This is a genomic window from Bacillus cereus group sp. MS39, assembly GCF_040448665.1.
GTDB classification, from domain to species: domain Bacteria; phylum Bacillota; class Bacilli; order Bacillales; family Bacillaceae_G; genus Bacillus_A; species Bacillus_A wiedmannii.
Genome location: NZ_CP123058.1, coordinates 1,389,567 through 1,403,400 on the forward strand (window position 1 = coordinate 1,389,567; position 13,834 = coordinate 1,403,400).

Consider the following 13,834-nt stretch of genomic DNA (forward strand, 5'->3'; position numbering starts at 1 on the left):
TGGTTTTTTCTTTATATTGTCGAATAGGATAAAAGGAAGAGTAATAACTATATATCGTTTGTAACAAGCTTTATTAATATTGTGTGGAGAGGCAGAATAAGGTCGTATGGATATGATGCATCTGAAATGGGGTGAATATTATTATGAAAATATGGAAACGAATTTCAGATCAAGGTAGGCGTTCAATGCCGCTACAACCGGTGTTATGGATTGATGGCTCAAAAAAGGAAAACGAATGTCCTAATGTAGCAGTTACATTGCAAATCCGTAGTATGTATAAAGAAAAATTTTCATATGAACTGACCTATGATGTAAATGACATACTTATTATTCGAATTGAAGTAGAAAATAAAGGAATGGAAATGATTTCACGAGTTGTAGTAAGTCATATGATTCGAGATTATTTTGCATATATCCCAAATTCATTAAAGGCTGATAAGGGGATGAGCGAGTTTTTGTTCCAGCTTGTAAGGTGGCGAATTGATAATTTATTACCGAATGAGAAAGTAGAACTAATTTGTAAAATAAAAGCAAATAGAGATAAAGCAATCAAAAACGCATTATTTCAGGCTACATATACATTTCAATATAAAGGAGTATCATATGGCCCGCTACAAACAAATGAGGTTGTTGTGCGGCAATGATAAAAAGGAACCTGTAAGAAAGGTTCCTTTTTTAATGAAGGTTGTGTTTTTTGAGTACTTTTTTTTGCTCGATTCCTTTTTTTCCTACATAATTATTTTTATAACCAAAATATAAAATGAAAAGAAAGGAAGCAACATTTACAATAGCATCAATTTGATCGTTTGTAATAAAGTTCACTCCGAAAGAATTAAACAGTAATTTTAATGATAATAGAAAACCTGCTAGTAAACGTATAATATCTGATAGATTCTCTTTTTGTAGCATATAAGTCACCTCTTTCTAAAACGATATATAGTATATATATGAAATAGAATAGAAATGGTAGACAAGCTTAAGCGGAAATGTACACTCAATATGTACATTTTTTATTTTGTAGAAAAACATAATTGTTATAGAAACATATATTGGTATAGAAAGGAGGAGAAGTATGAAACATAAAGGGAAAATTAGTGGGTTATTACTTGGGAATACAGTGGCAGTTACAGAATGGATTGCGCTTCAGGATGTAATTACAAAACTGGATTCGCGATCATTTTATACCGTCTTTATTATTTATATATTGCAAATGATACTCAGCTATTATTTTGGACATTGGTATGATAAAAGAGCGAGTGGGCGTATGGATACGGAAGTAGGGGGGATGGCAAGTAATGATTTTGTAGTTGATTTCTTTGAGAAAGTAGCTGCTTTATCAGAACGGGATTCTCATAATATTACAGTGTACATTCTTTCTGTGAAAGAATGGAAAGAACTAAAAGAAACAGTGCAAGAAAAAAAATTGGAGGTGTTAGTACAAAAATTGGAGAGTACGATTGTAAAGACAATTCGTAAAGGAGATGTCGTTACTAGGTGGGATGAAAATAAGTATGTTATTGTGGCGATTGATAACGGACATGAAAAGTCGACAATAACAAATCGATTAATGAAAAATATTGAAAGTGAAATAGAAAATGGTTTGTTAAGTATGACGCTATTATTTGGAGCTGCTAGTTATCCAATAGAAGGAAAAACTTTTGAAGAATTGTTAAGAAAGGCACAAAATCAATTGTACCAGCATAGGGATTTGTAAGAAAATGAGTGAAACCTTGATTTGAAGAAATATGATATGAAGAAGTTTTGAATGTAACATTTTTTTGACTTTTATTACAAAAAGAACTTTTATTGTAATAAAAGTCTTTAAAAATATATGGAATAAGCATATAATTATGATGGATGTGTCAATGCATTTTGCACAATGTGTTTCATTTTAAAAGTGTAGAGGAAAGCATGCTCTACACTTTTCCTTTTTAGGGAATGACAAGAATAATTGTAAGTTGTTGCAAGATAGCATTTATACTGTGTAAAATGAACAAATAGATTATTTGATAGAAAGCCGGAAAGGGAATGATAGAATGATAGACGTGAGAGAACAACGATCATCTTTTATCAGGTGAATTATTATTGCTGTTGTTCTTCAAATTATTATGGCTGTGATGAATTCCGTTGTACTTTTATGTAATACATAGTATGAACAGGCTTTAAAAAGTGCTAAGTAAAAGATGGATATGAAACTGCTAATTGGTTCAAAAAAGTAAAATGTAATTTTAAGTAATACAATTTGTACAAGCATTATAAACAATATCAATGATTTTCGTAGAAAAGGTGCGAGTATGGAGTTTATAGAAGGATGTATAATTTTCATAGCTTTTTACACGATGATCGTATATAAGTAGGAGGAAGAAGATGTTGAAATATAGTAAATTAGCAATTGTAACTGCATTATCAATGACTTTATTAGCCGGTTGTTTCGGACCGAAACCAGAAGAGGAATTATATGTTGCATTTGAAAATGCTGCAAAGCAAGAAAAAACAATGTTTGAAGATGCAAAGAAACTTGAAACTTTAGAAAAAGAGGGACAAGAATTATATAACCAGATTGTTCAAGAAGGAAAAGATAATAATCAAACTGTTAAGGAAAAATTGAACCAAGCAGTGAAAAATACAGATGAACGAGACAAAGTGCTTAAAAAAGAAAAAGAATCTTTAAGTAAGGCACAAGAAGAAGTAAAATCAGCAGATAAATATGTGAAGAAAATTGAAGATAAGAAATTGAAAGATCAAGCGGATAAAGTGAAAAGCACATATGAGAAACGACAAGATTCATTTAACAAGATGTATGATAGCTATAATAAATCGTTAAAACAAGAAAAAGAATTATATACAATGTTACAAGATAAAGGTACAAAATTAAAAGATATTAGTGAAAAAGTAAAAGTAGTAAATCAATCTTATAAGGATATTGAATCAGAAAAAGACAAGTTTAATGAATTTACAAAATCTTATAATACAGAAAAAATAGCTTTTTATAAACAAGCAAATATTAAAATTAAAGAAGAGAAAAAATAAAACAGTTTGGCCTACAATTGGCCAAACTGTTTTATTTTTTTGTATAAGTACGACTATACCATGGGACAGGTTCACTTAATTTTTTTTCTTGTTTCAGTGCTTCAGCACCAATATAATCTTGAAGTGTTTTTTTTGCTACTGTTAAAGATAAGGTTGTTTTCGGATTTCGATAGGAGGATTCAAGATGACCAAGATGTGGTAGGATTCGAAAATCTTCTTTGGTAGGAGGAATATGGAAAAAATAATCACCTAAACGTATAAGAACATCAGATTGTTGTTGGCTAAAACGTGGATTTCTAGAAAAATGTAATCCTTCTTTAATAGCTTTTTTTTCAGCAATTAAGCGTTCTAAAGCCGTCTTTTTTAACCAGTATAAATACTTCGGATTAGTTGCAGCTTTAGCATGACGATTCACAACGAAAATAGATTGAGCTAGTCGATTAATAGAATGTTGGTTTTGTAATTGAGATTGTGGTTGTGAAGGTTTCATATTGAATCTCCTTTCAATTTTTCATTATTATAACATAAATAAAAGAGGTTTTTATTATATGCAAAAAGTGATTGTATATATTTTCAATATTAAAGCAATATTGTTACAAAAAACAACTATTTTGTATAATAGTAATAGAATGTGCTTTAGAAATTTGATAATGAAAGAGTGAGAAGTTTGAAAGAAATATTAAAACAGCAATATGCCATTATAGATATTGGATCTAATACAATGCGTTTAGTTATTTATGAAAAGCAAAACGGAGGTTTTTATAAGGAGATTGAAAATACGAAAGTGGTTGCTCGGTTAAGGAATTACTTAATTGATGGTGTGTTGATTGAAGAAGGAATAGAGGTATTGTTACAAACATTATTTCAATTTCAAGAAAGTACGCGATTCCACCAGTTGCATCATGTACTTTGTGTTGCAACAGCAACAATTAGACAGGCTGAGAATCAAGAGGCAATTAAAAAACTGGTTGAAGGACAAACAGACTTTACTCTTAGAGTCTTATCAGAATATGAGGAAGCACGTTACGGCTATTTAGCAGTTATGAATTCAACTTCGTTCTCTGAAGGAATTACAGTAGATATTGGTGGAGGAAGTACAGAAGTTACATACTTTCGAAATAGAGAGATTCTAGAGTACCATAGCTTTCCTTTTGGAGCACTTTCTTTAAAGCAACAATTTATTAAAGAGGATATACCTACTGAAGACGAGTTGGAAAAGATTCAAACGTACTTAGAATATCAATTTCAAACATTACCATGGTTAATTGATAAGAAATTGCCTCTTATTGCAATTGGTGGTAGTGCGAGGAACTTAGTGAAAATCCATCAAAATTTAATTTGTTATCCTATAGCAGGGGTACATTTATATAAAATGAAAGAAGAAGATATTAAAAATGTGAAAGAAGAATTGGAAGCATTGTCGTTCATAGAACTTCAAAAATTGGAAGGATTGGCAAAAGATCGAGCAGATACAATTATTCCAGCAGTCGAAGTTTTTCATATGCTTGTTAATGTTATAGAGGCACCAGCATTTGTGTTAAGTAGAAAAGGGTTACGAGAAGGTGTTTTCTATGAAGAGTTGACAAAAGATTTGGGGATTTCATATTATCCGAACGTAGTCGAAGAAAGTTTGTATTTATTATCACATGAATATGAAATGGATATGGAATTTGTAATGCAGCTTATTAAACATGGAAGACTCATTTGTCAACAACTTGAAGAAACAGGGCTGATTTCTATGTCAGTAAAAGACTGGGAAGTATTCCATCAAGCAGCGAAAGTATTTAATATAGGTAAATATATAGACGAAGAAGCGAGCCGCTTACATACGTTTTATTTATTAGCGAATAAAACAATTGATGGGATGATGCATAAAGAGCGAGTTAGATTAGCGCTTATTGCGTCTTATAAATCAAAAATGTTATTCAAACAACATTTGTCCCCATTTGAAGGATGGTTTGATAAAAATGAACAAAAAAAAATCCGTCTATTAGGGGCTGTTTTACAGTTTTCAGCAGCTCTGAATATAAGACAAAGATCGCTTGTTGAATCGATATCTATAACAGAAAGTAAAGAAGGATTAACATTTAAAATTGTATGTGAGCAATCGGCATTAGCGGAAAAAGTGCAAGCTGAAAAACAAAAAAAGCAGCTGGAAAGAGTGTTGAAAACGACTATTAATTTATCCTTCGAATCAAAACGTTAAGTTGTACGGATGTCTTTACAAAAAATTAACACCTTGGAATATTGTAATTTGCTAAAATAAAAGTAACTAAATTATAGTAAAAAAGTTTCAGGGGAAGTGTGAAGAGGATGGAAATGTTGATGGGGAATATAGTAAATTTAAATGATACAGCTTATTACAATAATCGAGAATTAAGTTGGTTAGCATTTAATGAACGTGTACTACAAGAAGCACAGGATGAAACAAATCCGCTCTTGGAAAGATTAAAGTTTATTAGCATTTTCAGTTCCAATTTAGATGAATTCTTTATGGTACGCGTAGCAGGATTGAAGGATCAAGTGAGTGCTGGGTTTAACCAACCAGAAAATAAGGCTGGCTTAACACCAAAAAAGCAATTAAATAAAATTGCGATAAAGGCCCATGAATTAATGACTGTACAATATGATACGTTTAAAAATTATGTGTTGCCAGCGCTGGAGTTAGAGGGGATTGAACGTTTAACATTCCACGATTTGACGAAAGAACAGAGGGAATTTATAGAAGAGTATTTTGATGAGCAGATTTTTCCAGTCTTAACACCTGTAGCTATTGATGCATATCGTCCATTTCCGATGTTATTAAATAAAAGTTTGAATTTAGCTACTCTTTTATATGATGAGAAACAAGTGGAGGAAGAAAACCGCACGAAGTTAGGAATTGTACAAGTTCCTTCATTACTTGAACGTTTCATATTTTTACCGAGTGAGGGGCAAAAGCATAAATTTATTTTATTAGAAGATGTAATTAGTGGTTTTACTCATAAATTATTTACAGGATATAAAGTATCGTCTGTTACTCGTTTCCGTATTACACGCAATGCGGATTTAACGATTCATGAAGAAGGTGCGAGGGATTTATTAAAGGTAATTGAAAAAGAATTAAAAAAGCGTAAGTGGGGAGCTGCTGTACGTTTAGAAGTTGGCAAAGAGCATATTGATGAAAGAGTATTAGCATTATTATATGAGGTGTTGGAAGTAAAAGATGAAGATGTGTATATAATGGATGGACCATTAGATTTAACATGTCTATTTTCTTTATATAAAAAACTAGCTCCTTTATATGAACATCTAGTATATCCGGCTCTTATTCCGCAACGGCCTCAAGACTTGGGGGATGCGGAAGATGTATTTGAAAAAGCAATTGAGCATGATATTTTATTACATCATCCTTTTGAATCATTTCAGCCAGTAGTTGATTTTGTCCGTGATGCGGCAGACGATCCGAATGTACTTGCAATTAAACAAACATTATATCGAGTAAGTGGGGATTCGCCGATTATTCAGGCGCTAAAGGTAGCAGCTGAAAAAGGGAAGCAAGTTACGGTATTAGTTGAATTGAAGGCAAGATTTGATGAAGAAAATAATGTGCATTGGGCTAAAGAATTAGAAAAGGCAGGCTGTCACGTTATTTACGGTGTAAGCCACTTGAAAACACATAGTAAAATTACGCTAGTTGTAAGAAGAAAAAACAGAAAAATCGAAAGGTTCGTACATCTCGGGACTGGAAATTATAATGACGCAACAGCAAAGTTATATACTGATTTCGGGTATATTACATCACGAAAAGACTTTGGGGTCGATGCAACAAATTTCTTTAATTATTTGAGTGGTTATACAACCAAGCCACATTTTCATCATTTATCGGTTGCACCATTTGATATAAGAGAGCAATTTATGGATTTAATAGATGAAGAAATCCGTTATCATAGGCAATATGGAAATGGATATATTATCGCTAAGATGAATTCATTAACAGATAAACCATTAATCAAAAAAATGTATGAAGCATCACAAGCTGGAGTAAAGGTAGAGCTCATCGTTCGAGGAACGTGTTGTTTAAGGCCTGGTATTCCAAATGTAAGTGAAAATATTCGGGTAGTTAGTGTTGTCGGGAGATATTTAGAACATAGCCGAATTTATTATTTCCATCATAATGGAGAAGAGAAAATATACTTATCTTCAGCTGACTGGATGACGCGGAATATGGAGAAGCGAGTAGAAATATCTTTCCCGATATTAGATATTGAAATGAAGGCGAGAATTAAGGCGATTTTACAACTTATATTAGCTGATAATGTGAAAACACGTGAACAGAATAAATCTGGTGAGTACTACTATGTTATTAATAGTAGTACAGAAGAAATTGATAGCCAAGTGAAGTTGTTTAAGATGGCGTATCAAAACACGGATGCTGAATAATGAGAACAAAGTAAAAAAACCTCTTTTTTTAAGAGGTTTTTTTACTTTGTTCTCTACTTATTATACATTCTCTAAATAGAAGGATGCGTAGAGAGAATAGTTTTTATTATAAGCATGTTAATGGATCAGTTAAGAGAGGGAATAACATTGGTAGAATTGTTGGAGTACATTAATAATAGAATGGTTGTTGACAAGGTCCGCCATAACAAGGATAAGGTGTTGGCGGTGGGAAAGGTGGTGGATATGGTGGGTAATACGGTCTAGGACCGAAAGCTAATGCTCCACCGAGCAGTCCACCAGCAATCCCAGCTAGAAATGGAACACCAAAAAACGGAAAGAAGCGTGAGTCGCCTACTGGACCAATAGGTGCTGAACGGACTGGGATTGGTTGATAATATGGATACATGAACAAACCTCCTTTATTGGACTCATTTTTATCATATGGTAAATGAAACGTGGATGAGCGCGTACAAGAAAGGATATGTAAGAAAATAGGCGAATTATTACGAATGTTGGAGCGTAAAAATTGTAATTTCAGGTTTTGCCATAAATCGGAATGGGACGCGTGTTCTGCCAAGACCTCGATTGACATAGAGAGCTAAATCTTGAATCGTATAGAAACCTTCAACATAGTTTTTAGCAAGTGATGGGGTAATAATAGCACCTAAAAAAGGAATTTGTACTTGTCCGCCATGGCTATGACCAGAAAGTTGTAAGTTAACTGGATATTTAGCGATTTGTGGTGCAATATCTGGCTCGTGAACAAGAACAATGTTATAAGTGTTTTGCCTCGCGTGCTGTAGTGTTTCTTCTATTTTGGGTTTGCCTAGTAGTATATCATCAAGACCGAAAATTGAAATTTCACTATTATCCAGTAGACGAATTCTCTTTTCGCTATTTAGTAGTAGTTCAAATCCAGATTCACGCATGACGTGCTCGTAGTATTCCGTTCCATATCCGCCGTGATCATGGTTACCATAAATAGAAAATTTACCGAAGGGTGCTTGTATATTTTTTAAAATAGATGGAACGAAAGGAGTGTCAGTATATGTTTGATAATTATCAATGAGATCACCAGTGAAAAGAACAATGTCAGGTTTTACAGCATTAATTTTAGAAACGATTTGAGATAAATGTTGGAGAGAGAAATAGTATCCGAGATGTAAATCGCTAAATTGAAGAATCTTCATACCATGAAAACTTTTGGGTATGAGTTGTGATTTAAGTGTATGCTCTGTAAAAGAGAGTAAATGAGGCTCAATATATTTAGCGTAATAGTATCCGATGCTAGTGGTTATAAATGAATATAGACAAGTGCGCATTCCAGCTTTAAAAAAATCTCTTCTTGTAATTTTCTTCATAAAAATATGAGTATACCTATTTAACTTATATCACATGTTTTCGTTACATTTATAGGTTACTCAAATCTCCTTTCAGTTTATTTCAAATATATTTTAAATAATAAAAAAGTAGTATGGATTACGAAAAAAACGAATAAAAAGAACCCTCTTTACGTTAAAATATCAGAAAAGTTTAAAAATATAAAGATTTCTATTAAATAAAATGATAAAATGAATGTGTATTCATTTTTGGGAGGGGATGTATGTGAAAGAAAAGGTAGTTATTATAACAGGTGGATCGAGCGGAATGGGAAAAGGAATGGCGACCCGTTTTGCAAAAGAAGGGGCAAGAGTTGTTATTACAGGACGTACAAAGGAAAAACTAGAGGAAACAAAGTTGGAAATTGAACAATTTCCGGGGCAAGTATTACCCGTACAAATGGATGTAAGAAATACTGATGACATTCAGAAAATGATTGAAGAGATTGATGAGAAGTTTGGTCGAATTGATGTTTTAATAAACAATGCAGCTGGAAACTTTATTTGTCCAGCAGAAGATTTATCCGTGAATGGCTGGAATTCAGTCATTAATATTGTATTAAACGGTACATTTTACTGCAGCCATGCTGTCGGAAAATATTGGATTGAAAAAGGTATAAAAGGGAATATCATTAACATGGTAGCAACATATGCATGGGATGCAGGTCCGGGAGTTATTCATTCGGCTGCAGCGAAGGCTGGAGTATTAGCAATGACGAAGACACTCGCTGTTGAGTGGGGTCGTAAATATGGAATACGAGTTAACGCTATCGCGCCAGGACCAATTGAACGTACGGGCGGTGCTGATAAATTATGGATTTCAGAAGAAATGGCTAAGCGTACGATACAAAGTGTTCCGCTTGGAAGACTGGGCACGCCAGAAGAAATTGCAGGTCTAGCTTATTATTTATGTTCAGATGAAGCTGCGTACATAAATGGAACTTGCATGACAATGGATGGAGGACAACATTTACATCAATATCCATTTTAAAAGGGATAAGAAAATGAATGTTTGATTCATATTCTTACGGTTAAATGTGACGGAATTGTGACATGTGAAAGAAAAGTGTTTACAAGAGGTCATATATACGTTATATTTAAGACCTCTTTTTTCTTCATAGTAGAATTGCTAATTCCCCTTAGCATTTTACCCCTCTAATCCCTTCAGGAAAACTGAAGGGATTTTTTATTATTTTTCCGTAAATATCATGTTATAATTTTTGAAAAGTAAAGGGAGGGAAGCACATTGATAGATGCATTAGATGTAATGAGTAACTTGGATAAAGTCCTTCCTTATTATCAAGCTATTTTTAGTGCTGATGAGCATACTGTAATTGGATATGAAGTAGTAGGACGTATTCAAACAGAAGAGGGCATACAAAGTTTAGCTTCTTTCTTTCATGATGATTCTATTCCGAGTGAGTTTCAACTGGAAGCGGATAACATTATAGTAGAAAAGGCTTTAAATCGTTATTTAGAAAGTGATCAAAAACTATTATTATTTATACATCGGAATGCTAACGTATTAATGAACGATGATGATGAAAGTTTACTTCAACTTTTATTGATGTATGAAGAGCAAGGTTTAAATTTGAAACACATTGTTTTAGAAATTACAGAACATGAATGTAAAGAAGATATAGAGCAATTTAATCATTTGCTTATGTATTATCGTACATATGGTATTCAAATTTCGATTAATAAAGTCGGAACGGGTACAAGTAATTTAGAACGTATTAGCGTGTTAGCACCGGATATTTTAAAAGTAGATTTAACAAACTTAAGGCAAACTGCACTTTTACAATCTTATCAAGATATTTTATATTCTTTATCATTACTTGCTAGAAGAATTGGTGCAACATTGTTATATGAAGAAATAGATGCTTTTTATCAACTACAATATGCTTGGAAAAACGGTGGTAGATATTATCAAGGGAATTATTTGAAAGAGTGCTTACCTGATTTTATTGAAACGAATGTTTTGAAAGAACGACTTGGTAATGAGTGTCATCAATTTATTCAACATGAGAAGAAGAAATTACAAAAAATTTATAATTTAACAGAACTGTTACGTGATCGAATTGGTGATGTTCTAGCCAAACAGAAAAAGAATGAAGATATAAATGATTGGTTATTACAATTTAGCCAAAGTGTATCACAGTGTAGTTTCCGCATATTTATTTGTAACGAAGATGGTTTCCAACAATCAGGAAACGTTATGAAAAAAGATGGGGAATGGATTGTGATGCCTGAGTATTATATGAAGAACTGGAGTTGGCGTCCGTATTTTCTAGAAAATATTATGAAAATGCGTTTTGAGAATAAGGCAAGACTTTCAGATTTATATGCTGATATTGAAACCGGTGAGATGGTACGGACATTTTCCTTCCCAATTGATGATGAAAACTTTTTATTTATAGATTTATCGTATGAATATTTATATGAAGAAGATGTTTTATTTTAATGCACGAAGAGATTCGTGCATTTTTTGTTTGTTTTTATCATAAATTGGTAATAGTGAAAATGGTGATGAAAATGCTGTCTATCGTTGTAAAGATTTTACGAACGAAACCACCCCTGTCTTTGCATAATCATTGTTACAATGAATACTACAAAGACAAGTTTTCTTAAAAGGAAGGTGAAAAAATGAGGAAATATGGAATATGGTTAGTTCTATTTGTATGCGTTGCCTTTCTAGTTGGTTATAGTGTCACAACTGTTTTAGGAAAAGAGGAAGTGAAAGTCGATCGGGAAGAAGTGTTTACAACGATACAAAAGGGCTATGAAACCCAATTTTCAATTCGTGGGAAGCATTTGCCGATGAATAAGATGATAGAAACGTTATCACCATATTTTACAGAGAATTTCCTTCAAGTATTTACAGATGAAAATAGTAGAAGTGATAAACAAAGTGGTGAATATTTACTTCCAGCAAAAGAAGCGCCGTTTTCTTTTCATTCAGAAACGAAAATGTCATATGATGAAGAACATAAAATTTTATATGTATATGAGCGGGCGAAAAGTGGACAATATCAAATTGTAACATTGCAAAGAGATCAAGGAAAATGGAAATTGGCCGGATATCATGAAAGCCAAGAACTTTTAACTGAAATAAAACGATTACAACAATTATAAAGTGAAACTGTAATCGGTGGGGATGTTCATCTCTCACTGATTAATAGCTCGCACCAATAGGGCTATTACTGCCCACAAATAGTGGGATAAAAATAAGAATAGGTCTTTACCTATTCTTATTCAATATTGAGTAGCTGTTGTAATTTTTCAATTTGAAAACCAGCAACAACTTCTCCATCAATTACAACTGTTGGAGTTGAATACGAATCATAGTCGTATAAAAGACGATTGCGTGCAGCAGCGTCTTTTTTCACGTCAAATTCTTCATATACAACGTTATTATGCTTTAAAAATTCTTTCACAATGACACATGGCGGACAATCAGGTTGTGTGTAAACCTCAATTTTTCTCATTGTAATTCCTCCTTTTTTCTGTTTTTTATTATATTCTTCCAGTATAAAAATCGCAATAAAGAAGGGAAAAGATGTTCTTTCTGTTTTTTCCTTCGCATTTCGACAAATTTTTAGTTGAGTTTCTGGCCAATAACCTTTATCCTAGACTGTGGAACATTTTTTCTGTTATGACGGATAGAATGAGTATAGCTGTAAAACCTATTGGTAGGAAGATCAGAGAAAGGAGAGATTTCATGTCTCTACTCCAAGGAATTTTAACTCGACTTGTTAGTCTACAAGAACAAGCTGAAAGCGGTGAAGTAGCACAACGCTATTTTGAAGTGAACGGTGAGCGCAAATGTAGCGTGAAATTTTTCGATAAAAGTGAAATGTATGAGTTAGAAGTGTATCAACAAGGTGAAAAACCTCAAGTGTATCAATTCGATAATATCGATATGGTTGCAATTGAGATTTACGATATCATTTCTTGATACATATAAAAAAGGTGTTGCCATATGGCAACACCTTTTTTAGTTCTATTACTTTTTAGCATATAGGTATAGGGAGTTTTCATTTTTCCTACAATGGTAATAAAGTGAAATTGTAATCAGTGGGGCTTCTTCGTCCTATACTGAATATTAGTCATCACCAATTGGTTGTTTACAGATAGCAAAAGCGAGATAAAAATAACGAGGAGGTGTGTTGTATGGAACGTTTACCAGTTGTGATTTGTCCTAAATGTCATAATTCTGCTGAGATTATTCATGTATTAACAGCTCAATCGAATCAAAATGTAATTTATACGTGCCAAGTTTGCCATTATGTAATTCGAAATATTGAAACGAATAAAGGATAGGAAGTTATAATTTTTATTTTTGTCCCATACAATGAGAATACGAAAAGTCTGTCTAATTGAAAGGACGTGACTATGTGGCCGGTGAACATACATTTTATAATGTTTCAGAGAGACATTTAAATTTTGATATGGTCTTTAGCCGTATTTGTAGTTTCATTGAAAAGGATCCACGAAATTTATATCGCTTATCCATTGGGACAGACTCACAAGCACATCAAAAGGATACGAGGTTTATTACGGCAATTCATATTCATCGCGTTGGAAAAGGTGCCTGGGGGTGTTTACACCATAAATCAGTGAAAGATAAGCCAGCAACTTTACGTGAGAAAATATATTTAGAAACGCAGTTTAGCCAAGAGATCGCATGCCTATTTACTCCAAATCATATACAAACAATATGGGATTTATTGCATCCATATGCTCAAGATGGGGCTGGATTTATAATGGAAATTCACTTGGATATCGGAAATGATGGTTTAACAAAAGAATTTATTCTAGATATGACAGCGAAAATTCAAGCGATGGGATTAACTGCAAAAATTAAGCCAGATGCTTATGCGGCGTTTAGTTATGCAAATCGATATACGAAATAAAAAACAATTTTTATATATCCTTCACTAAAAACTGAATATTACATCTATTAAATAGGTTGGAAATTATATATAATAAGAGTAACGATG

16 protein-coding genes are annotated in these 13,834 nt (G+C 32.8%); 11 read left to right on the plus strand and 5 right to left on the minus strand.

The window, feature by feature from the left end:
• The first annotated feature begins 143 nt into the window (after positions 1 to 143).
• Positions 144 to 644 (plus strand): hypothetical protein, encoded by a 501-nt coding sequence (locus QEP67_RS07380; RefSeq protein ID WP_000708185.1) that lies wholly within the window; start codon positions 144 to 146, stop codon positions 642 to 644.
• A gap of 31 nt (positions 645 to 675) precedes the next feature.
• Here the strand turns inward: QEP67_RS07380 and QEP67_RS07385 are convergent, their stop codons facing one another.
• On the minus strand, positions 676 to 909 hold the full coding sequence (locus QEP67_RS07385; protein ID WP_000939452.1) for an SPP1 phage holin family protein: 234 nt from the start codon (positions 907 to 909) through the stop codon (positions 676 to 678).
• 163 nt (positions 910 to 1,072) lie between these two features.
• Between QEP67_RS07385 and QEP67_RS07390 the strand changes: the two genes are divergently transcribed.
• Both QEP67_RS07390 and QEP67_RS07395 read left to right on the plus strand, forming a co-directional pair.
• On the plus strand, positions 1,073 to 1,714 hold the full coding sequence (locus tag QEP67_RS07390) for a diguanylate cyclase (RefSeq protein WP_000680839.1): 642 nt from the start codon (positions 1,073 to 1,075) through the stop codon (positions 1,712 to 1,714).
• A 653-nt stretch (positions 1,715 to 2,367) separates the two neighbouring features.
• A complete protein-coding gene (locus QEP67_RS07395; RefSeq protein ID WP_000922489.1) occupies positions 2,368 to 3,030 on the plus strand; it encodes a YkyA family protein in 663 nt (220 codons plus the stop codon).
• 31 nt (positions 3,031 to 3,061) lie between these two features.
• Here the strand turns inward: QEP67_RS07395 and QEP67_RS07400 are convergent, their stop codons facing one another.
• Complete coding sequence (locus tag QEP67_RS07400) at positions 3,062 to 3,520, minus strand: YkyB family protein (RefSeq protein ID WP_000804863.1); 459 nt, start codon at positions 3,518 to 3,520, stop codon at positions 3,062 to 3,064.
• Between the two features lie 177 nt (positions 3,521 to 3,697).
• Here QEP67_RS07400 and ppx point away from each other — a divergent pair, with 177 nt between their 5' ends.
• On the plus strand, positions 3,698 to 5,236 hold the full coding sequence (gene ppx, locus QEP67_RS07405) for an exopolyphosphatase (RefSeq protein ID WP_000658839.1): 1,539 nt from the start codon (positions 3,698 to 3,700) through the stop codon (positions 5,234 to 5,236).
• Positions 5,237 to 5,343: 107 nt separating this feature from the next.
• Positions 5,344 to 7,452 (plus strand): polyphosphate kinase, encoded by a 2,109-nt coding sequence (locus tag QEP67_RS07410; protein ID WP_353706554.1) that lies wholly within the window; start codon positions 5,344 to 5,346, stop codon positions 7,450 to 7,452.
• A gap of 169 nt (positions 7,453 to 7,621) precedes the next feature.
• Here QEP67_RS07410 and QEP67_RS07415 read toward each other — a convergent pair whose 3' ends face one another.
• Positions 7,622 to 7,858 (minus strand): hypothetical protein, encoded by a 237-nt coding sequence (locus QEP67_RS07415; RefSeq protein ID WP_000283744.1) that lies wholly within the window; start codon positions 7,856 to 7,858, stop codon positions 7,622 to 7,624.
• Between the two features lie 97 nt (positions 7,859 to 7,955).
• Positions 7,956 to 8,813, minus strand: coding sequence for a metallophosphoesterase (locus QEP67_RS07420; RefSeq protein WP_000724503.1), 858 nt, complete (start codon positions 8,811 to 8,813; stop codon positions 7,956 to 7,958).
• 244 nt (positions 8,814 to 9,057) lie between these two features.
• Between QEP67_RS07420 and fadH the strand changes: the two genes are divergently transcribed.
• The 3 genes from fadH (at position 9,058) to QEP67_RS07435 (ending at position 11,966) form a co-directional block, all read left to right on the plus strand.
• A complete protein-coding gene (fadH, locus tag QEP67_RS07425; RefSeq protein WP_000660912.1) occupies positions 9,058 to 9,822 on the plus strand; it encodes a 2,4-dienoyl-CoA reductase in 765 nt (254 codons plus the stop codon).
• A 255-nt stretch (positions 9,823 to 10,077) separates the two neighbouring features.
• Positions 10,078 to 11,295 carry an EAL-associated domain-containing protein gene (locus QEP67_RS07430; protein WP_000564299.1) on the plus strand — a complete coding sequence of 406 codons (1,218 nt, stop codon included), beginning with the start codon at positions 10,078 to 10,080 and terminating at the stop codon, positions 11,293 to 11,295.
• A 182-nt stretch (positions 11,296 to 11,477) separates the two neighbouring features.
• A complete protein-coding gene (locus tag QEP67_RS07435; protein WP_001233813.1) occupies positions 11,478 to 11,966 on the plus strand; it encodes a DUF3993 domain-containing protein in 489 nt (162 codons plus the stop codon).
• 116 nt (positions 11,967 to 12,082) lie between these two features.
• On the opposite strand, the gene QEP67_RS07440 is transcribed toward QEP67_RS07435, so the two are convergent.
• On the minus strand, positions 12,083 to 12,319 hold the full coding sequence (locus QEP67_RS07440; RefSeq protein ID WP_001225788.1) for a glutaredoxin family protein: 237 nt from the start codon (positions 12,317 to 12,319) through the stop codon (positions 12,083 to 12,085).
• Between the two features lie 233 nt (positions 12,320 to 12,552).
• Between QEP67_RS07440 and QEP67_RS07445 the strand changes: the two genes are divergently transcribed.
• The 3 genes from QEP67_RS07445 to QEP67_RS07455 all read left to right on the plus strand — a co-directional run bounded on the left by QEP67_RS07445 (position 12,553) and on the right by QEP67_RS07455 (position 13,747).
• The gene (locus QEP67_RS07445) at positions 12,553 to 12,789 is read left to right on the plus strand and encodes a YkuJ family protein (protein ID WP_000055151.1); all 237 of its coding nucleotides are present in this window, start codon (positions 12,553 to 12,555) and stop codon (positions 12,787 to 12,789) included.
• A gap of 215 nt (positions 12,790 to 13,004) precedes the next feature.
• Complete coding sequence (locus QEP67_RS07450; protein WP_000440533.1) at positions 13,005 to 13,154, plus strand: hypothetical protein; 150 nt, start codon at positions 13,005 to 13,007, stop codon at positions 13,152 to 13,154.
• A 74-nt stretch (positions 13,155 to 13,228) separates the two neighbouring features.
• On the plus strand, positions 13,229 to 13,747 hold the full coding sequence (locus QEP67_RS07455; protein ID WP_000896654.1) for a ribonuclease H-like YkuK family protein: 519 nt from the start codon (positions 13,229 to 13,231) through the stop codon (positions 13,745 to 13,747).
• The last annotated feature ends 87 nt before the right edge of the window (positions 13,748 to 13,834 follow it).